The sequence below is a fragment of the Burkholderia sp. PAMC 28687 genome, from assembly GCF_001577465.1.
In the GTDB taxonomy this organism is placed as follows: domain Bacteria; phylum Pseudomonadota; class Gammaproteobacteria; order Burkholderiales; family Burkholderiaceae; genus Caballeronia.
In genome coordinates, this window is record NZ_CP014505.1 from 931588 (window position 1) to 957480 (window position 25893).

A 25893-nucleotide genomic window follows, 5' to 3' on the forward strand; every position below is an offset into this window, starting at 1 on the left:
GGCGGACGTCGCGACGATGTCCGTCCGAATCTCAAAAATCACGGCAATCAAATCGTTTATTTGTAACCAGGCAGGTCTCTTTATTAGGCCTGATGGCATAGGGGTCCGGGCGTACCGGTCAAGACCGGTACAATGGCCCCTTCCAGTATTTGCACTTTTCCGGCTGCCTCCCATGTCGCTTTATTCCATTTCCGACGCGCAACTCGCGTTCGGCCACGTCGCGTTGCTCGATCACGCTGACTTTTCACTCGAAGCGGGCGAACGCGTCGGGCTTATCGGGCGTAACGGCGCGGGCAAGTCGTCGCTGCTGAAGATCATCGCCGGATTGGCGAAGCCGGACGACGGCCTGGTCACGCGCCAGAACGAGCTTACGACCGTCTATGTGCCGCAGGAGCCGGAGTTCGACCTCGATGCGTCGGTGTTCGACGTCGTCGCGTCGGGCCTGTCGCACGCGCGCCAGTTGCTCGATGACTACGACGCTGTCGCGCACCAGCTCGCCGACGCGCCGCATGAAGGTCCCGAGCACGACGCGCTGATGTCGCGCATGAACGCGCTTCAATCGTCGCTCGATACAACCGATGCCTGGAACTGGCAAACCCGCGTCGCGACCACGCTGCAGCAGATCGGCCTGGATGGCGACGTCCGCTCGGGCGCATTGTCGGGCGGCATGAAAAAGCGCGTTGCGCTTGCGCGTGCTCTGGTGGTTCAGCCGGACGTCCTGCTGCTGGACGAGCCGACCAACCACCTCGACTTCGAAGGGATTCGCTGGCTCGAAGAGTTGCTGGTCACGCTGCGTACCGGCTTGCTGTTCATCACCCACGACCGGGCGTTCCTGGACAAGGTTGCAACGCGTATTGTCGATCTGGATCGCGGGCGCCTGCTTTCGTATCCGGGTAACTACACCGCGTACCAGACGCGCAAGGCGCAGCAGCTTGAAATCGAACAGGTCGAAGCGGCCAAGTTCGACAAGCTGCTGGCACAGGAAGAAGTGTGGATTCGCAAGGGCGTGGAGGCGCGGCGTACGCGCAGCGTCGGCCGAATCGCGCGGCTGGTCGAGATGCGCAATGAGCGCGCCGAACGCCGCAACGTGCAGGGCAACGTCAAGCTCGACGTAGGACAAGGCGAACGCTCGGGCAAGATCGTTTCGGAACTGACGGATGTCACGAAGAAATACGGTGAGCGCACTATCGTCGACAACTTCACGGCCACCGTCATGCGCGGCGACAAGTTCGGTTTTATCGGGCCGAACGGCGCAGGGAAGACTACGCTCCTCAAGATGATCCTGGGCGAACTCGCGCCGGACAGCGGCACGGTCCGCACCGGCACGAACACGCAGGTCGCGTATTTCGACCAGATGCGCGCTCAGCTCGACCTCGATAAAACCCTCGCCGACACCATCAGCCCGGGCAGCGAATGGGTCGAAGTGAATGGCGTGAAGAAGCACGTGATGAGCTATCTCGGCGACTTCCTGTTTGCGCCGGAACGCGCGCGTTCGCCTGTTCGGTCGCTCTCCGGCGGCGAGCGTAACCGGCTGTTGCTGGCGCGCCTGTTTGCACGGCCGGCGAACGTGCTGGTACTGGACGAACCGACCAACGACCTGGATATCCAGACGCTCGAACTGCTGGAAGAACTGCTCACCGACTACGACGGCACGGTTCTCCTCGTGAGTCACGATCGCCAGTTCCTGGATAACGTGGTGACGTCGGTGTTTGCATCGGAAGGCGGCGGGAAGTGGCGCGAGTATGTCGGCGGCTTTACCGACTGGCAGATCCAGAGCGACCGCTCGGAGAAGATGGCGGCAGACGCCGCACGCGACACCGCCAAGCAAGCGAAGAAGGACGACGGCCCGAAGGACAGCGGCGCAGGACGCAACTCGCAACGCTCCAACAAGCTGCCGTACAAGGAAGTCCGTGAACTCGAAGCGTTGCCCGCGCAGATCGCGGCGCTCGAAACGGAGCAAAAGTCCATCGCGGCGAAGCTCGCAGACGGTTCGGTTTTTGCCAAGGATCCGAAAGAAGGAGCGCGGTTGAGCGAGCGGCACGCCGCTATCGATGAAGCATTGCTTGTCGCGCTCGAACGCTGGGAAGAACTGGAAGCGAAGCGGAAGTAGGCCGGTCTGCGGACCTGCGTGTTTCGCGACATCGTTCGTCATATCGAAATATTTGTCGAAATCAGTAAAATACGTCGCGTTTTCGGGTGCGCTGGCTCTGGGGCCACAGTTTGGCTGCAAGTCGGCGTTCGCCGTCGCGGTTTCAAGTTATTGACGCTCAAATCGGCGCGGGCCGGACACGTGCGGCAAGCCCGCACCGGATCGGCCCGTACTGTTCACGCATTCGCCGGTGGTCCTGCACGGACCGCCGGACCACCGTCCAGACATGTCCACGAAAAAACCCAGCGCCGCCGACGGCGGCAAGAACAGCGGATACAGCGAAGCATCCATCAAGGTGCTGAAGGGGCTCGAGCCGGTCAAGCAACGGCCCGGCATGTACACCCGCACGGAAAATCCGCTGCACATCATCCAGGAAGTCATCGATAACGCTTCGGATGAGGCGCTTGGCGGCTACGGCAAGCAGATCACGGTGACGCTGCATGCCGACCATTCGGTGTCCGTCGAAGACGATGGGCGCGGGATTCCCTACGGCCTGCATCCCGAGGAAGGCGTGCCGGTTGTCGAGATCGTGTTCACGCGCCTGCATGCGGGCGGCAAGTTCGATAAAGCCGCCGGTGGCGCCTACACGTTCTCGGGCGGCCTGCATGGCGTGGGTGTATCGGTAACGAACGCGCTTTCCACGCGGCTGGACGTGACCGTCTGGCGCGATGGCAAGGTGGCGGATCTCGGTTTCGCGAATGGCGATGTGGTCAAGCCGCTCGAAACACGCGCGATGAATCGCGGCGAGAAAAAATCTGGCACGCGCGTCACCGCCTGGGCCAACCCCAAGTATTTCGATTCGCCGAATTTGCCCGTGGGCGAGTTGCAACGCCTGCTACGCTCGAAGGCCGTGTTGTTGCCGGGCGTGGAAGTCACGCTCATCAACGAGAAGACCGGCGAGCGCCAGACCTGGAAATATGAGGATGGACTGCGCGGTTACCTGCTCGAAGGCATGGGCGGCAGCGACCTGCTGATTCCGTTGTTCGAAGGCGAACGCTTCGCGGGGAATGCCAAGTCGACCGAAGAAACCTTCGCCGAAGGTGAGGGCGCGAGTTGGGTCGTCGCGTGGAGCGAAGAAGGTCCGTTGCTGCGCGAGTCGTACGTCAACCTGATCCCGACGCCCGCAGGCGGCACGCACGAATCCGGCTTGCGCGACGGCTTGTTCCAGGCGGTTAAAAGTTTTGTCGAGTTGCACAACCTGCAGCCAAAGGGCGTCAAGCTGCTCGCGGAAGATGTGTTCGCGCGGGTGTCGTTCGTGTTGTCGGCGAAGGTGCTCGACCCGCAGTTCCAAGGCCAGATCAAGGAACGCCTCAATAGCCGCGACGCGGTGAAACTCGTGTCGTCGTTCACGCGGCCCGCGCTCGAACTGTGGTTGAACCAGCATGTGGAGTACGGAAAGAAACTCGCGGAACTGGTGATCCGGCAGGCACAGGCGCGCACGCGCGCCGGGCAGAAGATCGAAAAGCGCAAGAGCTCGGGCGTGGCGGTGCTGCCCGGCAAGCTGACCGATTGTGAATCGACGGATGTATCGCGCAACGAATTGTTCCTCGTCGAGGGCGATTCGGCGGGCGGTTCCGCGAAGATGGGCCGCGATAAGGAATTCCAGGCCATCCTGCCGCTGCGCGGCAAGGTGCTGAACACGTGGGAAACCGAGCGCGACAGGCTCTTCGCTAACAACGAGGTGCATGACATCGCGGTGGCGATCGGCGTGGACCCGCATGGTCCGGACAGCCTCGACAACAAGGCCGATCTCTCGAACCTGCGTTACGGCAAGATCTGCATCCTGTCGGATGCGGACGTGGATGGCGCGCACATCCAGGTCCTGCTGCTCACGCTGTTCTTCAAGCACTTCCCGCAACTGATCGAGCAGGGCAATGTGTGTATTGCGCGGCCGCCGCTGTTTCGGGTCGATGCACCCGCTCGCGGCAAGAAGCCGGCGCAAAAGCTTTACGCCCTGGATGAAGGCGAGCTCGAAGCCATCCTCGACAAACTGAGAAAGGACGGCGTGCGCGAGACGCAATGGTCGATCAGCCGTTTCAAAGGCCTGGGCGAAATGAGCGCGGAGCAACTCTGGGACACGACCATGAATCCCGACACGCGCCGCTTGCTGCCGGTTCAGCTCGGCGAACTCGGTTTTGACAACACGGTCACGCGCATGACCATGCTGATGGGCAAGGGCGAAGCGGCGTCGCGGCGTAGCTGGCTGGAAGAGAAGGGCAACGAAGTCGAAGCGGATATCTGACCTGAGCGCTGCCAAGCCTGACCTTGAACCTCGTCAACGCATAACACTGGAAATTCGATGGACGATCTCTTCGCGGAACAAGAAGCCGCGCCCGATGGCGAAAAACTGACGCTTGGCGACTACGCCGAGCGCGCGTATCTCGACTACGCGGTGAGCGTGGTCAAAGGCCGTGCGTTGCCCGATGTCAGCGACGGCCAGAAGCCCGTGCAACGCCGCATCCTGTTCGCCATGAACGAGATGGGCCTGGCGAATACGGCCAAGCCGGTGAAATCGGCGCGTGTGGTGGGCGACGTGCTGGGTAAATATCATCCGCACGGCGACCAGTCGGCGTACGACGCGCTGGTGCGCCTCGCGCAGGCTTTTTCGATGCGGTACCCGCTGATCGATGGCCAGGGCAACTTCGGTTCACGCGACGGAGACGGCGCGGCGGCCATGCGCTACACGGAAGCGCGCCTCACGCCCATCGCCAAGTTGCTGCTCGATGAAATCGACATGGGCACCGTCGATTTCATGCCGAACTACGACGGCTCGTTTCAGGAGCCGAAGCTCCTGCCCGCGCGTCTGCCGTTCGCGCTGTTGAATGGCGCATCGGGGATCGCGGTGGGTCTTGCCACTGAAATCCCGTCGCACAACTTGCGTGAAGTCGCCGCCGCCGCGGTCGCGATGATCCGCAATCCGAAGATCGAACACGCCGAGTTGATGGAGATGATTCCCGGACCGGACTTTCCGGGCGGCGGGCAGATCATTTCCAGCCCGGCGGAGATTGCAGCGGCTTATGAAAACGGCCGCGGCAGCCTGAAAGTGCGGGCGCGCTGGAAGATCGAGGACATGGCGCGTGGTCAGTGGCAACTCGTGATTACCGAGTTGCCGCCGAGCACGTCGGGCCAGAAGGTGCTCGAGGAAATCGAGGAACTGACGAACCCGAAAATCAAGCTCGGCAAGAAGGCGCTCAGCCCCGATCAGTTGCAGACGAAACAGACCATGCTTGCGCTGCTCGATACGGTGCGCGACGAATCCGGCCGCGACGCGCCCGTGAGGCTTGTGTTCGAGCCGAAGTCGAGCCGTATCGACCAGACGGAGTTCGTGCATTCGCTGCTCGCGCATACGAGCCTGGAATCGAACTCGTCCATCAATCTGGTCATGATCAGCGCCGACGGCCGGCCGCGTCAGAAAGGTCTGCGCGAGATCCTGCACGAGTGGGTCGGGTTCCGCTTCACGACGGTCACGCGGCGCACGCAGCATCGGCTGGGCAAGGTGAACGACCGCATTCATATTCTCGAAGGACGGATGATCGTCTTCCTGAATATCGACGAAGTGATCCGCGTCATTCGTGAAGCCGACGATCCCAAGGAAGCGCTCATGGAGCGTTTCAAGCTGAGCGAGCGCCAGGCCGACGACATTCTCGAAATTCGTTTGCGTCAGCTTGCACGCCTCGAGGCGATCAAGATCGAGCAGGAATTGAAGGATCTGCGCAGCGAAAAGGAAAAGCTCGAAGAACTGCTGAATAGCGACGCTGCCATGAAGCGCCTGCTGATCAAGGAAATCGAAGGCGATGCCAAGACGTATGGCGACGAACGCCGCACGCTGATCCAGGCCGAAAAGCGCGCCACATTCGAAGCGCGCGTGGTCGACGATCCGGTGACGGTGGTTGTATCGCAGAAGGGCTGGGTGCGTGCCTTGAAGGGGCATGGACTCGATCCCGCGACCTTCCAGTTCAAGGCGGGCGATGGCATCTACGGCACGTTCCTCGCGCGCACGCCGGATATCCTGATCGCATGGGGCAGCAACGGGCGCGTGTATTCCGTGCCGGTCGCCATGTTGCCGGGTGGGCGTGGTGATGGTGTGCCGGTGACGTCGTTGATCGAACTGGAATCGGGAACCCATCTGCTGCATTACTTTGCGGCGCCGGTAGAGCAACCGTTGTTGCTGGCATCGAGTAACGGCTTTGGCTTCATGGCCAAGCTCGGCGATATGGTCAGCCGCGTGAAGGCGGGCAAGTCGTTCATGACGATTGACGAAGGCGCGCTTCCGTTGACGCCCATGCCGGTGCTGGCCGGCGCCACGCATGTCGCGTGCTTGACGAGCAACGGGCGCCTGCTGGTGTTCGGTATGGATGAAATGAAGACGCTCTCGGGCGGCGGGCGCGGCGTGATCCTCGTCGCGCTTGAACCGAAGGAGACGTTGCGGCAGGCGTTGACCATCGACAAGCGTGGTCTCGTGCTCACCGGCGCGGGACGCGGCGGCAAGGTGCGCGACGAAAAGCTCACGTGGGCGGCGCTGGAGGCTTATGTCGGCAAGCGTGCGCGCAAGGGTCGTGCGCCGGATGTGACCATCAAGGTGACTGATTTGCGTCCGGTCCTCGAAGGCTGAGAGCCGGCGTGATTCTCAGATGCCTCGGGCCCGTCCGCCCGAGGCATTTCTTTATCTTGAAAAATACTTGAACTGGTTTCATTCAGGCGAGTCGAATGCCCGAATGTCGCATTCAGCGACGGCTTCACCTGCAATTGGGAACAGAGATGAACAAGGCGATTGAAGTGGCGCTGTTCCTGCATCTATTGGGAATCGCGGTCTGGATTGGCGGAATGATTTTCGCGCATTTTTGCCTGCGGCCGGCCATCGCGGATTTATCGCCGCAATTGCGTCTGCCTTTATGGGAATCCGTGTTTGCCCGGTTTTTTAATTGGGTCGCGGCGTCGGTGCTCGTGATCTTGCTGACAGGCGGTTTCCTGTTGACCCAGTTTGGCGGTGGCCATGCGCCCTGGCCGCTGCATGCAATGGCCGGCATCGGCATTGTGATGATGCTGATTTTCGGGCATATCCGTTTCAGCGTGTTCCCGAGGATTCGGCGCGCGGTCCAATCGCAGAACTGGCCCGACGGCGCGCGTTCTGTCGGCACCATTCGCCGTCTCGTGCTGATCAATATTGTGCTGGGCGTCGTGACTGTCGGTACGGCGGTTTTATCGCGTGGAATGTAGTTCACCGACAAATCCAAATAAAAGATCGCAGCATTTCGCTCCTTGTTTGAAGGCCCCATTGCTCATCGCCAACGCGTTCTCGACAGTCTAAAGTGCTGAGTCGATTCGATTTGGAAATGGGTGATGAGCGCTTCGAAAAGGTCAAAGAGACCGCGCGGTGATTCGGTATCCTGGGTAAAAAAAGAGCATCGCTGGATCGGTCTGCCGATAACAATACTGGCATTCGCCAATTTGACAGTCGACACCGCGAATGCCACTGATCTGGCCGGTTCAAACACCGGCTACGCGCTCAATCCCGCTGACAATCCGTTCACTGTTGTTTCGAATGCCATTATCGATACAACCGTACAAGGCGGCGTCGCCATATACGGAAAGTCGGACAGCACGATAACGTGGACACTGGCGAATAACGGGGTCGTCATTGGCAGCTATTTTGCCCTTGAATTCGACAGCTCCGCATCGATCCTGAATAACGGCTCGACGCGCAGCAACACCACCACCGCAATGGCGTTGTACAGCGGCGGTAACGTGGTCAACGCAGCCGGCGCGTCGATCATCGGTCAGTTCGATGCAGTCTTCGCAAACCGATCGACCAGCACCGTCACCAATGCCGGCACGATCAGCGGCTCGGAGGACCTGTCGGCCACGCACGCGGGCGTTCACTTGCCAAGCGGCGGCACCGTGACAAATTCCGCTACGGGAAGCATCGTTGGGCAAGGTCCCGCCATTCTCGCCAATTCCGCCACGACGGTTCTCAACGACGGCTCGATCGTTTCGCTAAACGGCACGGCCATCGATCTGAGCGCCGGCGCAACCGGCACAGGGAGCTTCGTTTCGAACAGCGGCAGCATCAACGGCAAAGGCGGGACGGCGATTCTCTTCGGGCCGGACGACGATACGCTGCGCTTGACGGGTACGGCGATATTGGTCGGCGTAGCCGATGGCGGCGCGGGAACGAATACGCTGATTCTCGGCGGCACGAGCGATGGCAGGTTCGATATTTCCGGCCTGGGTGCATCGGCGCAGTATCGCGGCTTTGAAGTCTTGCGCAAGGATGATTCAGGCACGTGGACCTTGACCGGCGCGAATGGCGTTACGCAGATGTGGCTCATTGGCGGTGGGACCGTTTCCGTGGCAGGGCAGTTGAACGGAAGTCTCATTGCGCAGCCCGGCGTGACCGGCGTCGCCATCGATGTGTTGCCTGGCGGATCGGTTCAGGCAAGCTCGGGGAACGCGGTATCGGTGAATGACAACAGCCGGGTGGACAATCGCGGTTCGATTTCGAGCAGCGCCGACGGAGAAGCCGCCGTGCTCGCGACAGGCGACGCCACGAGCGTGCAGAACTCGGGTTTCATTGCGTCGCATGGGGCGCAGGGGATTGGGGTTTCGATCGTCCTACCCACGGGCGCTGCAAGCCTGACGAATGAACAGCGTGGATCGATCACGAGCACAGCTGGTGACGCGGTCAAGGCGTCGGTTCAGGCGGGCGCGAGCGTTTCGATCATCAACGCGGGATCGATTGCGGGCAGTGAGGTCGGTGGAACTGGCGTCGTGATTGACGCATCGACGGGTTCCGCGAGCCTTGCGAACTACCGAGGCGCCTCGATCAAAGGCGCCAACGGTGTTTCGGCGTCGACCAGGACTCACGTTTTCATCGAGAACGCTGGGTCCGTCGCGGCGCAGGGTGTGAACGGAACGGGCGTTTCCGTCGATGCCCCCGGCGGCGTTGCAAGCCTGACGAACGAGCAGGGCGCATCGATCAGCAGCGCGACGGGCGTCGCCGTTCTCGCCGGCTCGAACGTGTCGATCGTCAACGTGGGAGCGATCAGCGGGCCGGCCGCGGCGGTGCGTTTTACGGGATCGAACAACCGCTTGCTGTTAAGCAGCGGCAGTGACATAAACGGCAATCTCGATGGCGGCCCTGGTTCATCGAATGCGTTGACGTTGAATGGCGCGGGAACCTTGTCCAGCCGGACGTCGGGCTTCTCGACACTGACGATCCAGGACGCGGGCTGGACCGTGTCAGGTCCGGTGTCGATAACATCGGTCAGCACGATCCGCAACGGCGAGCTGACATTGACCGGCATTTTGGCGAGTCCTGCAATCACCGTCGCGCCCGATGCGACGCTCAACGGCACGGGCACGCTAAAAGGCGCGCTTTCGATGCAAGGCGTCATCGCACCGGGCATGCCGGCCACCGCCGCAATTCCGGGACTTCAGCCCCTGTCGACAGGCACGCTTTCGGTCACTGGCTCATACACGCAGACGCCCGGAAGCGGGTACGAAGCCGATATCACGCCGCAAGGAAACGACCTGATCGCCGTCGATGGAACGGCAGAGTTGCAAGGCGGTATCGTACGCGTTCGTCTGCGCTCAGCGTCCTTCGCGCCGACCGACACCTACACGATCCTGAGCACGACAGCCGGTCTGACGGGCGTGTTCAGCGGCATGGAGACGCTCAATCCGTTCGTCTCGGCATCTCTTTCCTACGATTCCCACAACGCATACATCCACGTGCAGCGCGGCTTCCAGTTTGCGGGCGGAACGCCGAACCAGATCGCCGTCGAAGCGGCGCTCGATCATGGCGTTGCGGGCATTGCGGCGGGCGGGTCTCCAACGCGCGATTTCCTGTCGATTGCGGGCGATCTGCTGAGCCTTGAAGGTTCATCGGCGTATGCGGCGCTTGACCAGTTGAGCGCGGAAGCGTACGCCGCGTTTTCGAATGCGCACTTCGAAGCAGCGCGGCTCGGCATGGACGCTATCGGTAACAGGCTGAACGCCGCGCGTTTCTCCGGCGAATGCGCTGCGGACGAAGCCTTGCCGTCGTTGGTCAACAACGGGCGAGCGTGTTCATGGATCAGCGTTCTCGGCAGCACCGGCAAGCTCGGTGGCTACGATACCTGGCTCGGCCAGCAAACGAGTGCTGGCGGCGTGATATCGGGCATCGATTACCGGATCATGCCGAAGGTCACCCTTGGCGCAGCGCTCGCCGCCATGCACGGCAATACATCGACCAGCACGTTGCCCGTTCACGGCCAGTTCGATACGTATCAAGCCGCGCTCTACGGCACTTACATGCCGGGCGCGTACTGGCTGCAGGCATCGTTGGGTTATGCGCGCAACAGCGACGACATGAAGCGTTCGATCTTTTTCACCGATACCCCGCGCACCGCGCTCGGCAGCGTCGATGGCAACCAGTACTTCGCCACGCTCAGCAATGGCGTGGATGTATCGATGGGAAAAATCGGTGTGCTGTCGCCGTTCGTATCGCTTGAAATGCAGCACGAGGAGACGCCGGCCTTCAGCGAAAGCGGCGCCGATTCGGTGAACCTCGGTGTATCGGCGAACGCTGCAGATTCGATACGAACTTCATTGGGCGCGCGCTGGCGCAATCAGTTCGAGTTCTTCGGCCGTGCATGGAGTTTGAACGGCGACCTAGCGTGGGTTCATCAATACGGCGCCCTGACTCAAGCGGTGAGCGCGAGTTTCGAAGGCGCGGAGAACAGCGCTTTCACCGTGCACGGCAGCGGCCCGGCACGAGACGCGATGCAAGCCGGAGCCGGCGTGCGCGTTGCATTAGGCCGGCAAGTGCATGCCGGTTTGCGCTACAACGGTGAGTTCGGCGGCGGTGGACATGCGCATGCAGGAAGCGCGGAATTCGACTACCGGTGGTAAAGCACCAGAACCCGGCTCATTCCACCGCATTCGATGGCGCTTCGCCAAACGGAAGCGCGACGACATCGGATACGAGGCCTAAACCGCACACTCCGAACCGGTCGAGCAAGGCCTGTACGCCTTCAGCGGGCACCGCCCGAGAGAAGAGAAAACCCTGCGCTTCAATCGGCCCGAGTCGCGACAGCCAGGTGATCTGCTCTTCGGTCTCGGTGCCTTCTACAACCACGGTCAGTCCGAGCGAGCGCGCCAGATTCACGATTGCTGAAACCATCACGCAGACGCTGCGGTCATGCGGAATGGCCTGGATAAACGACCGGTCGACCTTGAGGGTATCGACAGCAAAACGGTTGAGGTACGACAGCGACGAATATCCCGTGCCGAAATCATCCAGCGCGATCCGCACGCCGAGCCGCTTCAACGCCGCGATCTTTTCCGCGACGATATCCGGAAACTCCATCATCACGGTTTCGGTGATCTCGAGTTCGAGTTTGCCCGGCGCAATACCGCTGTCCCGTATGGCCGCCGCGACCGTTTCGAGCAGATCGCCGCGCCAGAATTGCACCGCCGAGATATTCACCGCGAGCGACAGGCCGTCATACCCTTGTGTCTGCCAGATGGCCAGTTGCCGGCACGCGGTATGAATCACGAAGTCCCCGATAGGTACGATCAAGCCCGTGCTTTCCGCGACCGGGATGAATTCGTTTGCGGGAATCAGGCCGTGCTGCGGATGGTTCCATCGGGCGAGCGCTTCGAAACCGGTGATGCATCGGCGAGTGAGGTCGATCTTCGGCTGGTACGCGAGGAACAACTGGTTCTGCGCGAGCGCGACGCGCAGTTGCTGTTCCCACTTCATCAGATGGTCGGCGCGATGCGACAACTGCGGCGAGTAAAACTGATAGCAGTTCTTGCCCGCGTCCTTCGCGCTGTACATGGCGAGATCGGCCTTCTTCAGCAAGTCGATTTCGCTTTCGCTCGCTACCGAATACAACGCAATGCCGACGCTCGCATGCAGCACGAAGGCGCTGCCGCGGACGTCGAAGGGCGTGGCGAACATATGCGAGACCGCTTCGGCCATCTCGACCGCCTGCCGCTCGACATCGGCGCCCTTGACGACGACCACGAATTCATCGCCGCCAATGCGCGACAGCGTGCCATGGTCGCCGACGGTTTCCGCGAGCCGCGATGCGGTCATCTGCAGGACGATGTCGCCGGCGTTGTGACCGAGCGTATCGTTCACGGTCTTGAAGTTGTCGAGGTCGATAAACAGCAGCGCCAGACGACCCACGTTCTCGGGTTTGACCACGTCGTGCCTGAGCGTCTGCAGCGTGGAATAGCGGTTACGCAATCCGGTCAGCAAATCGTATTCGACCAGATGCGTCATCTCGCGCTCGCGTCCGAGCAACTTGCCGATTAGACCTGTCGCCACTGCGAAAAAACCGAGCATGGCGAGCGAGATGAACGTCGCCATCAGCAGATAGACGCGGCGCGTGTGATTGAAATCGACGAACTCCTCAGCCTGCGACAGCCCGACCAGCACGCCGAGCGGATAGCCATCGATATGCCGGTACGAAACAATGCGCGTGACGTTATCAATGGGATCGACGTAGATGCCCGACGCGTGCTCGGACGTCGGATACACGCCGCTTGCCGTGAAGACGCTCGCCGTGTCGCTGCCCGGCTCGCCCATCTGCATCATGCGGCCGTTGGCCTTCGATGTGACCGAACCCGCGCCGGTACTGCGTGCCAGCACGGAGCCGTTATCCGAGATCACGGCAACGACGCCTTCGCGGCCGATGGACGCAACGTTATAGAAATCGCTCGTGAAGTAGCTGGGGTTCTCTGAAACGACCACCACGCCCGCGAACGACCCATCTGGATGATTCAGGCGCCGTGTGATCTGCAGCGTCCATTGTCGCGAGACCCGGCCAAGCACCGGCTTGCTGATAAACAGCAAGTCATCGTTCGATAACGCGTGAACCCGGAAATGCTCGCGGTCCGAGAGATCGAGAGGCTTGGGATTCGATTCAGCGGTGGTAGCGGTGAGAATGCCGTGTTCGTTGATCAGAGACACTTGCACCAGCGTGTCGCTTTGCACCACGCCTTTTTCCACCGTGCTCGCCAGGTTGAACTGGCCGGGTGTTTTCTCGAACTCGTATTTGACGAAACGCGTAATCTGGTCGACCTGGTGGATCGCCTTGATTGTGTGCTGTTCGAGCGCGGAAGAAAGAATGGCAGCCGATGCCATGGACGCGTGCGTCGCCGCCTCGCGCTCCACCGAAAGACGCGCGAAGATGACCGTCCAGAGCAGCACGAGCACGAGCGCCCCCAGCGCGGGAATCGCGAACAATGCGCGACTCCTGCGCGGAAAGTCCGCGTGTTTCATATCCCGTGGCGCTTTGGGCCGTGATCGATTCATGGGTTCGGTCAGTTCAAGGACCCGGTGACGTGGTAGCGGGCGGGTGGTCCGGATCACAGGTCCGGCGGTGCGATGCTGACTCGATCCGGTTCGTAAGTCATTCAAACTGGATGCGTTTTTCGGAATCGTTCGCGAGTTTGCGCAAAATTGCCTTTAGCACGTCTTGCATTTCTTACAGTTGATTTATTGGACACGAATACTTAAATCTTGCGACCCATCAACGACAAGCCCCGACGCCGACAGGTCAGATATTACCAATGACGACCGGTTTAGATATTACTGAAGGCGACCCGTTTAAGGAAGCTCATGGGCGCAATGAGGCATCGAGGTATACGCGGAGGGCCTGAAACGCATGGCTGGCGCGGCTCCGCGGTCTGAAACGCTGTTTCGCAGATGCAGTTTATCGATATAAAGAACATCTGGATTTAAGATCCCGATGCCGGGCGGCACCGGGGAAACAATCAAGTGCAATAAACCGGCGTTCGAAAACGCCTTTAAGGTTTAATTCTCGACAGTTCAGGCGACTTCGGCGATCAATTCAATCTCGACACACGCGCCGAGCGGAATTTGCGCCACGCCGAAAGCGGAGCGGGCGTGCTTGCCGCGCTCGCCGAAGACATCGGCGATCAATTCGGATGCGCCATTCGTCACCAGGTGCTGTTCGGTGAATTCGAAAGTGGAATTCACGAGGCTCATCACCTTCACGATTCGCGTGACCTTGTTCAGGTCGCCCACATGTGCGTGCAGCGTGGCAATCAGATCAATGGCAATTGAACGCGCCGCGGTCTGGCCTTCGGCGGTCGTGAGCGTGGCGCCCAGCTTGCCCGCCCACACCTTGCCGTCTTTCTTCGCGATATGGCCGGAGAGGTACACCGTGTTGCCACTTTGCGCGCTCATCACGTAGGCCGCGGCGGGGGCGCCGGCGGTCGGCAATTCAATACCGAGTTCTTTCAGCTTGTCATACACGTTGAGTTGGGCCATGCGAAATCCCTTTGAAATGAATGATGAAATTCAGACCTGCGCGCGGATCAGCGCGCCGAGCTTTGCAATGCCTTCGTCGATCACGGCCGGGGGCACCGTCACGAACGACAGGCGCAGCGTGTTGTGCTCGGCTTCGTTCGCGAAGAATGGTCCGCCTGGAACGAACGCCACGTGCCGTGCAATGGACTGCTCGAGCAGTTTCATTGTATCGATGTGCTGGGGCAGCTTCACCCACACGAACATCCCGCCTTCCGGCCGGTTCCATTCCACGCCCGCCGGCATGTGTTTTTCAAGCGATGCCAGCATGGCCGCGCATTGATCGCGATACAGCGCGCGGATCTTCGGGATATGCGTTTCGAGAAACCCGTCCTTCACGACCTCATGCACGATGCGCTGCGTGAGGCTTGGCGTATGCAGGTCGGTCGCCTGCTTGGCCTGCACGAGTTTGAAGTGCAGTTCCTCGGGCGCGATGATGTAACCCACGCGCATGCCCGGCGACAACACCTTCGAAAACGACCCAAGATGCACGATGTGATCCGGCGCCATGGAGAGCATGGTCGGCAGCGGCGCGCCGGCATAGTCGAGCGCGCCATACGGATCGTCCTCGATCACAGGGAACCCGGCACGTTGCGCGAACGCGGCGAGCGCCGTGCGGCGTTCGAGCGAAAGACGACGGCCTGTCGGGTTCTGGAAATTGGGCTGCGCATACAAGAGACGCGCGCCTGCTGTCAGCGTGCTAGTCAGCGCTTCGGGGATCAGGCCGTGTTCATCGGTTGGGACCTGAACGTAATTTGGTTCGTACATTGAAAACGATTGCAGCGCGCCGAGATAAGTCGGTGTTTCGACCAGCACGCGGCTCGCCGGATCGATCAGCACCTTGCCGAGCAGATCGAGCGCCTGCTGCGAGCCGGTGGTGATCAGCACTTGCGACGCACGCACTGACGCGCCGTTCACCGAATACCGTTGCGCAACCCATTCGCGCAACGGCAGATAGCCCTCGGTCGCGCTGTATTGCAGCGCGGCGGCGGGGCTGTCGCGCAGGATGCGATCGCACGCCACGCGCATTTCCTCGACCGGAAAAGTCGCCGGCGACGGCAGTCCGCCCGCGAACGAAATGACCTCGGGCCGCTCGGTGACCTTCAGGATTTCACGAATCGCCGAACTGGTGAGCTTTCTCGCGCGTTCGGAAAGTTGCCACGGCTGGGCTTGAAGGTCGGCTTGATTCATGGGGTCCTCGGTCGGTCTTGGTGGGCGGTACGGGTGTGGGTGCAATGGGTGCGGCGCACGCTTATTATCGCGCCGCTTACAAGTATTTAGCGCTCGTCCTGCTGTCCGTCGTCTTGTTGCACGGCTTCGTCGGGCGACGAATCGGCGGCAGTTTCGGCAAGATCGGCTGTTTCGGTTACGTCTTCTGGCTTCCTGCTTTTCGCGCGCTTGCGGGCGGGTTTTGCCGCGGCAAGTTCGGCTTGCCGCGCTGCCTGCGCTGCGGCTTCGATTGTTTCGGACGTTTCCCCCATCGTGACGATGGACCCGTCCGGCAACTCGAATTGCGCGACCAGGACCGGCGCGCCTTCGGTCACTTCGACGTTCATCAGGTGCGATGCGCCGAGCCACGCCATCTGCTCCAGGAGCACATGCGCGCGCGGATGAAACCCTGTAAGCGATTTAAGCGCAATGCCCGTTTCCGGCAACGACGCACCCGGATGCCGCGTGGTGTCCCACTGAATCAGCGAGGGCAGGACTCCATCGCCGGAACCTTGCCAGGCCGGGAACGAGCCGTCGTCGGGAACGGTCAGGTTCCAGCTATTCGCGCCGCGCGACATGGCGACGACCGACGCAATGCGCTCCGGGTATTGCGCCTGCCAGCGCGTCAGCACCTTCGGACGCTCGACGCGTGCAACCCAGTGCACGAGTTGCGGCCCTGTTTCGAGCCGCTTGAGAAACGCGGGGTCGTCGAGTGCGAAGAGACGCGGACGCGAGGAATCCGTATTGGCCGCAGCCGGATCGATAGCGATGACTTCCAGATAAGCGCCGCCCCAGAGATTCAACAGGCGGTTGTGCGTGCGCATCAGCGGATGGGCGCCACCCTCGCTCGTCTGCACGCCCAGCTTCGCGGCGACAAAACTTGCGCCTTCTTCAAGCGTTCGGGCGGCGATGACAAGATGATCGAGTTGCAGCGGCGGAGCGGTCATGGAGCACGGACTACGTAAATACGACGTGAATGAGTTGCATGGAAAAACCATGGCCAAGCTCGCCAGCATACCTGTTTCGCCTCGTTGCGCAGTCGCATCGGCCATTCGGCCGAGCACTCGACACTCGCTGCACGGCTGCAAAAGTGGCCAGATTAGCATCGGCGCGATCTCAAAATGTAGCGGGTGGGACCGTAACAGTAACGGTACAATCAAGCCGATACCTCTCAGTACAGTCACCGCACGCAATCACTCGATGGAGCCCGGCATGTCCGTCCCGCTCGACCAGATTCCGGCGCCGCACGGCGCGCCACAGCTCACGCTCGTCGACCAGCTGGTCCAGTGGGGGCGGCGTCGTATCGATGAAAGAGTGTTTCGCCCGGGCATGCGCATGCCGTCGATCCGCAAACTCGCCGTCGACAAGGGCGTGTCGCGCTTTACCGTGGTCGAGGCGTACGAGCGGCTGGTCGCGCACGGTTATCTCGATTCACGGCGCGGCTCCGGTTTTTTCGTGCGCGACCGCAGCGGATCGAACGATGCCCACGTCCATCCCCAATCGGCCAGTGAGCCGCAGCCGGTCCCGAGCACCATCGACGTGGTCTGGCTGCTGCGCAACATGCTGCATACGTCGAGTCCGGCGAAGGGGCCGGGCATCGGCTATTTGCCGTCGAGCTGGCTGAATGGCGAATTGCTGACCGGCGCGCTGCGTTCGATAAGCCGGCAAAGCGGCGGCCAGATGCTCGGTTTCGGCACGCCGCAAGGGTTTTTGCCGCTGCGCCAGCAATTGCAGACGCGGCTTGAAGAACTGGAAATCGGGGCATCGACGCAGCAAATCGTGATGGTGTCGGGCGTGACGCAAGCCATCGACCTGATTGCGCGCGTGTTCGTCAAACCGGGCGACACGGTGATCGTGGGCGACCCCGCGTGGTTCCAGATGTTCGGCCGCTTCGTGGCGCAGGGCGCGCGGCTCGTCGGCATGCCGTACACGCCCGACGGCCCCGATCTCGACGCCCTCGAAAACCTCGTGCAGACGTGGCGCCCGAAGATGCTCGTGATCAATTCGGTTCTGCAGAATCCCACGGGAACATCGCTTACGGCCGCGCAGGCTTTCCGGATTCTCCAGCTCGCGCAGACCTATGATTTCATTGTCGTGGAAGACGATATTTACGGCGACCTCTGCCCGACCAACTTCGCGGCCACGCGCCTCGCAAGCCTCGATCAGCTCAAGCGCGTGATCTTCCTCAACAGCTTTTCGAAGACGCTCGCGCCGAACTTGCGGGTGGGGTACATCGCGTGCGCGCCGGAGGTGGCGAATGCGATTGCCGACCAGAAGATGCTCGTTGGCATGACCAGTCCCGAACTCAATGAGCGCGTGCTGTACAAGGTGCTCACCGATGGCCACTACCGCCGCCACGTCGAACGCCTGCGCGTGAAACTCGACGGCGTGCGCGAGAAGACCGTACGCATGTTCGAAAAAGTGGGCTACAAGCCGTATCTCGTCCCGGCGGCGGGCATGTTTTTATGGGCCGATACCGGCGTGGATTCGGAAGCGCTTGCGGCCTTCGGGCACGAGGCCGGTTTCCTGCTGACGCCGGGCAGCCTCTTTTCGCCGCATCAACTGCCGAGCACCTGGATGCGCTTTAACATTGCAAATTGCGGCGATCCGGGATTGCCCGCAGTGCTCACCGAGTATGCGGACCGCATGGGTTAGGGCGGCGCGCTCCTTCGCGCGCTTTCGAAAAAACCCCTTGAAATTCTCACAGCCGACCTCATGTGTCGCAGGATTCGCGCGATGCTTTTGCTCGGTTTTGCTGCATCGCACTGCCGCTAAAACCCGTCAACACTAGACAAACGAGGAACCGACCATGGCACAAGAAACCATGAGCTTTCAGGCAGAAGTGAAGCAGCTTCTGCATCTGATGATCCATTCGCTTTACAGCAACAAGGAGATTTTCCTGCGCGAGCTGATTTCGAACGCATCGGACGCGGCGGACAAGCTGCGTTTCGAGGGCATCGAAAACGGCGCCTTGTATGAGAACGATCCGGATCTGCGCATCCGCATCTCGTACGACAAGGCGGCGCGGACCATCACCATCGACGATAACGGCATCGGCATGAGCCGCGACGAAGCGATCGCGAACCTCGGCACGATCGCGCGTTCGGGCACGAAGGAGTTTTTCTCGAAGCTCTCCGGCGATCAGCAGAAGGACGCTGCGCTTATCGGCCAGTTTGGTGTCGGCTTTTATTCGGGTTTCATTGTCGCGGACAAGATCACGGTCGAAACGCGTCGCGCCGGGTTGCCGGCCAGCGAAGGCGTGCGTTGGGAAAGCGCGGGCGAGGGCGATTTCGTGGTTGAACAGATCGAGCGTGCGCAACGCGGCTCGAGCATCACTCTGCATCTGCGTCCCGAAGAAGATGAATTCCTCTCCACGCACAAGCTGAAGTCGGTCATCCAGAAATATTCGGATCACGTCGCGCTGCCCATCCTGATGAAGAAGGAAGAATGGGATGCCGAGAAGTCCGAAATGGTTACGCAGGACGAAGACGAGACGGTGAACCAGGCGAGCGCGCTGTGGACCCGCGCGAAGAGCGACGTCACCGACGAGCAATACAAGCTGTTCTATCAGCACATCTCGCACGATCATGACGAGCCGCTCGCGTGGACCCACAACCGCGTGGAAGGCCGCAGCGAATACACGCAGTTGCTGTACGTGCCGAAGCACGCGCCGTTCGATATGTGGAATCGCGATCATAAAGGCGGCCTGAAGCTGTATGTGAAGCGCGTGTTCATCATGGACGACGCGGAACAACTCGTGCCGGCGTACTTGCGATTCGTGAAGGGCGTAGTCGATTCGGCGGATCTGCCGCTGAACGTATCGCGTGAAATCCTGCAGGAAAGCCGCGACGTAAAAGCCATTCGCGAAGGCGTGACGAAGCGCGTTTTATCGATGCTGGAAGAAGTGGCATCGTCGTCCGCTGACGCCACCGATGACGCCGGGAAAGCCAGGTACGCCACGTTCTGGAAAGAGTTCGGACAGGTGTTCAAGGAAGGTATCGGCGAGGATTACGGCAATCGCGAACGCATTGCCAAGCTGGTGCGCTTTGCATCGACGCATACGGATTCGTCGGAGCAGACAGTGGCGCTGGCCGACTACGTGTCGCGCATGAAGCCCGAGCAGACGAAGATTTATTACGTCACCGCCGACACGTGGCAGGCCGCGAAGAACAGCCCGCACCTGGAAGTGTTCCGTAAGAAGGGCGTGGAAGTGTTGCTGCTGACGGACCGTGTCGATGAATGGATGCTGTCGTTCCTCAATGAATTCGACGGCAAGCCGCTGCAGAGCGTGGCGCGCGGCGACCTGGATCTCGGCGCGCTGAACGATGAAGAAAAGCAGGCGCAGGAGAAGGTCGGCGAAGAAATGAAGCCGCTGGTGGAGAGCATGAAGGCTGCGCTGGAAGGCAAGGCGAAGGACGTGCGCCTGACGTTCCGCCTGACCGATTCGCCGACGTGCCTGGTTGCCGATGACGGCGATATGAGCGGCTACTTGCAACGTATGTTGAAGCAGGCCGGTCAGGCCGCGCCGCAGATGCAGCCGATCCTGGAAGTGAACCCGGAGCATCCGCTGGTGAAGAAGCTTCACGCCGATGACGCGAATTTCGGCGACTGGTGCCATCTGTTATTCGATCAGGCGATGCTGGCCGAAGGCGGCACGCTGGAAGATCCGGCGAGTTTTGTGAAGCGGACGAACGCGTTGTTGCTGGCGCGATAAGTCAGCGAATATCTACCTGTGCATGCGCCCTTCGGGGCGCATTTTTTTGCGTGTCCCACCAACCACGGGGATGGGGCAGGGCAGACGCACTAGAACTTGTGAATCATGCCGATCCGCAAACCCAGTTGGCTGCCGTTATCGGGCGTGCCTTGTGCGTTGGAAGCAAAAGCGGTTGCCCCCAAGTCGGGCGCGCCCACCATGACGCGCGAAAAGCCGCCAAGACCCGTGGTCCTGGTGTATCCCGCCAGCGCGTACATTTCGGTACGCTTCGAAAGCGCATGGAACCCGGACAGGTTGAACTGGAAAGCGTTTCCGGTCAGGTCTTGGTTCAATCGCGTGTACGCGCCGCCCGTGTAGAACTTGGCCGCTGGCGTTGCCTGATAGTCGAGCCCGACCTCGAAGGTGCGCACGACCTGGTTCGGTCTGGCTGCGCAGGTGGAAAAACACAGCGTGTTGGCTGCCGTGCCTCGCGTGTCTGTATAGGCCAGATGCACCGTTGCAGGACCGAGAACATATTGCCCGTCCACTACGGCGACTCCGGTCAGTCGGTTGCCGTTGGCATCGTTGATACGTAGATAAGTCGCCCCCAAACCGACCGGTCCGTTGCTGTAATTGCCCCCGGCGTTGAAGACGCGAAAGGCCGCGTCATTGCCGGCGATTCCACCGAAACCATATTGACCGGCGAAGGTAAATCCGTTCAGGTTCGGAGTCTGGTATTTGACGGCATTATTGACGCGATCGGCCAGGCGATCCACCCAATGGGAGAGACCTGTATAGTTGTTGGCTCGGGAGGCGAAATTGGCATGGTACGGTGCGAGATCTACATCGAGCGTATATTGACGTCCTATCGTCAGTTTTCCTAACCGGTTCTGCAAGCCGAAAAACACCTGTCGGCCGAACAACAGGCCGCCCTGCGTGCTCGCTCCATTGTTAAGGGCGAAGCCGCTCTCGGCTGTGAATATAGCCTTGAGCCCGTCGCCCAGATCCTCGCTTCCTCGTATGCCCCATCGGTTGCCGTAGAGCGTGCCCGAATCAACACGGACCACGCTGCTATTCTGGATACCTGAATGATTCGCGTAGTCAACGCCTATATCCACAGCGCCATAAAGCTGGACGCTCGATTGCGCTTGCGCCGCTCCGGCTATCACTGCAAATGCAGCGCTTGTTATCGAGAATATCTTCATTTTCCCTACCCTGCGTGCAACATCTTGCCTCGGTGAATGAGGTCCCGTTACGCTTTGATCCGTTCCACTTTGCCGACCAGAAAGACGTACGACAGCGCGCCCAGCAACGCCACGCATGCCACGTACGTGATGGCCGGCGCGAAGTTGCTGCCGTTGGCCAGATAGCCGATGGCAAGAGGCGTTGAGATAGCGGCGAGATTGCCGATGAAATTGAAGACCCCGCCAGTGAGGCCCAGCATTTTTTCAGGGGCTAGCGACGTAACCAGTGACCATGTGATGGATGCAAAGCCGTTTCCGAAAAACGCGACGGCCATGAAGAAAATCACCCATTCGGTGGAGTCGGTGAAGTTGGCGCCAATGATGCTGGTCGATATCAGCAGCCCGGAGATGATTGGAAATTTGCGGGCAAAGCCGACGCTGGCGCCTTTGCGGATCAGCCAGTCGGAGAACAGACCTGCACTGATGACGCCACAAAAAGCGGCAAGAAATGGTAGCGAGGTAAGGAAACCGGACTTGATGAAGTCCATGCCGCGATACTTCACCAGATACGTCGGAAACCAGGTGAGGAAGAACCATAACGTGGAACTGACGGCGTACTGGCCGAGGTAAATGCCCCACAGCTTGCGCTTGCTCAATACGACTCGAAGCGCAGCCCGGCTGAATCCAGGCGCTTGCGTTGAATTCTTCTGTCCAAGGTCGACCAGACCGCCGCCTGCGCTGATCAGTTCGATCTCAGCCGGATTCACGCCTTTGAACTGCCTTGGTTCCCGATACACCGCATACCAGACTGCGGCCCATACGATGCCGGCCAGACCGGTTCCGATGAAGACCGCGTGCCAGCCGTACCGATGTTGTAGCCAGGCCAGCACGGGCGTGAGGAAGGCCAGGCCGACAAACTGGCCCGACGTGTAAATTCCGATTGCCGAGGCGCGTTCGTTTTCGGGGAACCAGGTTGTGACGACGCGGCTGTTGATGGGATAGGCCGGGGCTTCCAATGCACCCACCATGAGTCGCAATCCGAACATTGCGGCAAAACTGCCGACAAACCCCATGCTCACCGTTGCCAGCGACCACGAGGCGAGCGCGAGTGCATACAGATAGCGCGGGCGTACACGATCGACCAGCCAGCCACCGGGTATCTGCATGGCGGCATAGGTCCAGCCAAACGCGGAGAAGATCCAGCCTGCCTGAACGGGACTGATGGAAAGCTCGCGCATCAGTTCGGGCGCCACGATCGACAGATTGCTGCGATCCAGATAGTTGATTACTACGGTGACAAATAATAACAATGCGATCAGCCAGCGTCTCCGGCTTGGTGCCTGTTGGGGTATTTGTGCTGTCTTCTTAAGATCTGGAACAAAAGAATTTTGCTTGATACCCCGAATTTCATGGCTCATTTTACCGCTCCTCTCATCTTGCTTGATTTATGTAAATTAGCAATGGTTTATATTGAGATATTGCTGCGCCGGTGTTGAGGAAGTCACTTAATCGAGATAACGCCGCCATTCTCCTGAGCGGTGCTTGGCCCGGCAGCGACGACATAATGGCGACACAGTGTCGAATTCGTTGATATTTGTGTCGCCAGGACCATATGTGGTAACGATAATATCGAGATACGCCGTCATCTACGCCGGGTGGCTCGACCTCCATATAAAGTTTTTTACTTTTCACGCGATCTGGGGGCTTTGTTTAGGACAGCCAAATGCACTTTATTTCAGGTTATATCCTTTGTCGATTTAAACCAGTGTGTGCCGGAATATGGGAAATCGGGCTATCTCATTATTTATCTTCACATACAAGAGCGAAGGCCGCAGTGCTGGTCAATCGATTTTGACGGTGCTATCAACCGATTGGATATTAGGATTGTTTGGTTTTTGAAATCCGATTTGCCCAAATGGCATTATGGAAACAGACCGATTTCCAAAAATTCGGATTCTTCTTGTATTTAATTGAATCGCAAATCGACACAATCACTCTGTTTCGGAAACCGCCTATTGGATCGGCTTACGAAATCGTAGGAAAAATTTCACCGGATATTTGATTTGTATGTCCCGGTTTGTGATTTAACTTTAAGAGGTAAAAAAATATGTCTACAAATGATGTCACGCCTGCAACACCGTCCATCATGGGCCTGATCGATCACTCGGTGAGCAACTACGCTGATTTCAGTTACGGTTCGACCTTGCACGACGATGCACCCGGCATCGTCTTCGCGAGCATTCCCGGCGCCACCTACAGCATGTACGACAACGGTGCGCTGATCGGTACCATGGTTGCCACCAAGACGAACACGAACTGGACCGTTCCGTCAGTCCTGTTCAACGGCGCGCATGAGCTCACGCTGATGGCCACCGACGCAGCGGGCAACAACAGCGCACAGGCGAGCATCAACTTCACGGTAGCAGCAGGTCCGGCCGCACCGGCATACCTCGGCTTGATCGATCATTCGGTGAGCAATTATGCTGAAGCGGACATCGCACAGGTGACGCATGATGCTCATCCGTCGCTCGTGCTGAGCGCAACGGTTGGCGACACGCTGAACCTGTTCGACAACGGCCAGTTGGTCGGAACGATGGTGGTGACGCAAGCCAACACGAAGTGGGACCTGCCTACGTTGTCCAACGGCGTGCATAACCTGAGCATCACGGAGACGAACGCATCGGGCACGAGCGTTCCGCTGTTCCTGCAGATGACTGTGGATGCAACGCCTGCACCCGCGGTCCAGTCGCTGGTCAGCGCCGCTCACGCCGTGAGCCAGGACGTAACCGCTGTCTCGAATGACGCAAGCGTAGGCCTGCATGACAAGTTTGTCGCATCGGCTGGTCATCAGAACGTCGACCTGAACGTCGATCCGAACTCGTACTTCAAGCAGTCGTCAGCCCACATCGAAGGAGGCAGCAAGGGTCTCCACACAATGCACCTGGAAGGCAGTCACCAGGTACTGGACCTGACCTCGTTGACCGGCCAGACAGCAGCGGCCAAGATTTCGGGTGTCCAGGCCTTCGACTTGGGCGGACATGGAAACACGCTGCACTTGTCGCTCGTCGACGTGCTGAACCTTGGTCAAGCTGATTTGTTCCAGCACGACGGCAACAAGCAACTGATGGTGAATGGCTCGTCCGCTGACACGGTCGATGTGTCGCACGTAAAGCTGGCGGGCGTGGCAGATGCTCCGTGGGTAGAGCACGGCACGGCCTCGGTTGGCGGCGTGGCGTACAACGTGTATCAGAATTCAGCTGCTCACGCTGACCTGCTGATTCAGCAAGGCGTGCACGCTGTCGTACATTGATTTGATCGTTATCTCGCGTTTGCCTGAGGGCTGACGCGAGGTGTGTCGAGTTGAACGAAGCCGTTCCGGGTGCTCCCGGAACGGCTTCGCTTATTTGGCCTTACGCTCCTTGTTGGCCTGCGCTACGACAGACGCCGCCAGCGTCCTGGTGTCCTTCGAATATTTGTCGCTGTGGAGAACGAGCGAGGCCTTGTGCTCCATCTGAGCGCCGGTCTGGTTCTTCGTATGCGTTTGCGATAGCGCCGATGCAGCAAGACTCTTTGCAATGGCCGACGCTTTCGGATCATGCAACGTCTTCGATGCGAGCGTTGCGACGACCTTCGACGTTTGCTTTGTATTCACCGACATGTCTTTCCTCTCTGGTTGATTGAGCGCCGACCATTTCCCGGCCGGTTCCCCAGTCTTCCCGTCGCGGACATCGACATCTATACGATTCGTCCTATTTACACGCGTGGTTTTATAATCTCGCGCATGCTGAATACCCTTATTGTGGCGCCTGGCAACTGGCGCATCCGTCCGCTTCCCACGTTCACCGTCGACCAGAAAGACTGGCTCACGCGCGGCGGTTCGCTCACTGCACATCTGCGTGCACTCGGCACCGTCACCGTCGATGTCACCCGCGAAACCGTCAGCCAACCCTGGCGCGATGAATCCAGCGCGTTGAACATCACGCCGCGCACGCCGGTATGGACTCGCGAAGTCGTGCTTAACGTGGAAGGCGTGCCGTTCGTCGCGGCACACAGTATCGTGCCGCTTAATGTCAGTTCGGGCGTGTGGCAAGCGATCCGCCGTTTGAGGACGCGTCCGCTGGCCGAACTTCTATATAGCGACAGCAGCGTCTGGCGCTCGCCGCTGACGTCGCGCAAGGTGACGGCGCGTGATCCGCTCTACAGGCTCGCGGCCACACAAACGCATCATGAAGCCCCCCCTACCTTCGTCGCGCGCCGTTCCGTGTTCGTGAGAAAAAGTGCGCCGCTGATGGTCACCGAATGCTTCCTGCCCGCGCTCTGGGCTTTCCTCGAG

14 protein-coding genes and 2 pseudogenes are annotated in these 25893 nt (G+C 59.9%); 9 read left to right on the plus strand and 7 right to left on the minus strand.

The window, feature by feature from the left end; translation table 11 throughout:
* Positions 1-172: 172 nt before the first annotated feature.
* The 5 genes from AX768_RS04380 to AX768_RS04400 all read left to right on the plus strand — a co-directional run bounded on the left by AX768_RS04380 (position 173) and on the right by AX768_RS04400 (position 11041).
* On the plus strand, positions 173-2110 hold the full coding sequence (locus AX768_RS04380; RefSeq protein WP_061998940.1) for an ATP-binding cassette domain-containing protein: 1938 nt from the start codon (positions 173-175) through the stop codon (positions 2108-2110).
* Positions 2111-2375: 265 nt separating this feature from the next.
* A complete protein-coding gene (locus AX768_RS04385; protein ID WP_062000768.1) occupies positions 2376-4391 on the plus strand; it encodes a DNA topoisomerase IV subunit B in 2016 nt (671 codons plus the stop codon).
* A gap of 57 nt (positions 4392-4448) precedes the next feature.
* Positions 4449-6761 (plus strand): DNA topoisomerase IV subunit A, encoded by a 2313-nt coding sequence (gene parC, locus AX768_RS04390; RefSeq protein WP_061998941.1) that lies wholly within the window; start codon positions 4449-4451, stop codon positions 6759-6761.
* Positions 6762-6907: 146 nt separating this feature from the next.
* Positions 6908-7366 (plus strand): CopD family protein, encoded by a 459-nt coding sequence (locus tag AX768_RS04395; protein WP_061998942.1) that lies wholly within the window; start codon positions 6908-6910, stop codon positions 7364-7366.
* Positions 7367-7597: 231 nt separating this feature from the next.
* Positions 7598-11041, plus strand: coding sequence for an autotransporter outer membrane beta-barrel domain-containing protein (locus tag AX768_RS04400; protein ID WP_172811921.1), 3444 nt, complete (start codon positions 7598-7600; stop codon positions 11039-11041).
* Positions 11042-11057: 16 nt separating this feature from the next.
* Here the strand turns inward: AX768_RS04400 and AX768_RS04405 are convergent, their stop codons facing one another.
* From AX768_RS04405 to AX768_RS04420, 4 genes and pseudogenes are all read right to left on the minus strand, one after another.
* A complete protein-coding gene (locus AX768_RS04405) occupies positions 11058-13457 on the minus strand; it encodes a bifunctional diguanylate cyclase/phosphodiesterase (protein ID WP_075359562.1) in 2400 nt (799 codons plus the stop codon).
* Positions 13458-13973: 516 nt separating this feature from the next.
* Positions 13974-14438: a RidA family protein gene (locus tag AX768_RS04410; RefSeq protein WP_061998944.1), complete on the minus strand. Its 465-nt coding sequence runs from the start codon at positions 14436-14438 to the stop codon at positions 13974-13976.
* 30 nt (positions 14439-14468) lie between these two features.
* Positions 14469-15665 (minus strand): aminotransferase-like domain-containing protein, encoded by a 1197-nt coding sequence (locus AX768_RS04415; RefSeq protein ID WP_061998945.1) that lies wholly within the window; start codon positions 15663-15665, stop codon positions 14469-14471.
* 302 nt (positions 15666-15967) lie between these two features.
* Positions 15968-16630: pseudogene (locus AX768_RS04420) on the minus strand (VOC family protein); the annotation flags it as partial.
* 265 nt (positions 16631-16895) lie between these two features.
* Between AX768_RS04420 and AX768_RS04425 the strand changes: the two are divergent.
* Positions 16896-18338: an aminotransferase-like domain-containing protein gene (locus AX768_RS04425; RefSeq protein WP_062000769.1), complete on the plus strand. Its 1443-nt coding sequence runs from the start codon at positions 16896-16898 to the stop codon at positions 18336-18338.
* Between the two features lie 154 nt (positions 18339-18492).
* Complete coding sequence (gene htpG, locus AX768_RS04430) at positions 18493-20397, plus strand: molecular chaperone HtpG (RefSeq protein WP_061998946.1); 1905 nt, start codon at positions 18493-18495, stop codon at positions 20395-20397.
* 89 nt (positions 20398-20486) lie between these two features.
* Here the strand turns inward: htpG and AX768_RS04435 are convergent, their stop codons facing one another.
* On the minus strand, positions 20487-21698 hold the full coding sequence (locus AX768_RS04435) for a porin (RefSeq protein WP_082778745.1): 1212 nt from the start codon (positions 21696-21698) through the stop codon (positions 20487-20489).
* Entirely contained in the window at positions 21629-22978 is a 1350-nt protein-coding gene (locus AX768_RS04440) for an MFS transporter (protein ID WP_082778746.1), read from the minus strand. Before AX768_RS04440 ends, AX768_RS04435 begins: the two co-directional genes overlap by 70 nt.
* Before the next feature lie 689 nt (positions 22979-23667).
* Here AX768_RS04440 and AX768_RS04445 point away from each other — a divergent pair.
* Positions 23668-24870: an Ig-like domain-containing protein gene (locus tag AX768_RS04445; RefSeq protein WP_061998948.1), complete on the plus strand. Its 1203-nt coding sequence runs from the start codon at positions 23668-23670 to the stop codon at positions 24868-24870.
* Positions 24871-24960: 90 nt separating this feature from the next.
* Here the strand turns inward: AX768_RS04445 and AX768_RS04450 are convergent, their stop codons facing one another.
* Positions 24961-25218, minus strand: coding sequence for a hypothetical protein (locus AX768_RS04450; RefSeq protein ID WP_061998949.1), 258 nt, complete (start codon positions 25216-25218; stop codon positions 24961-24963).
* 123 nt (positions 25219-25341) lie between these two features.
* Here AX768_RS04450 and AX768_RS04455 point away from each other — a divergent pair.
* Positions 25342-25890 (plus strand): annotated as a pseudogene (locus tag AX768_RS04455) (chorismate--pyruvate lyase family protein); the annotation flags it as partial.
* Positions 25891-25893 lie beyond the last annotated feature (3 nt).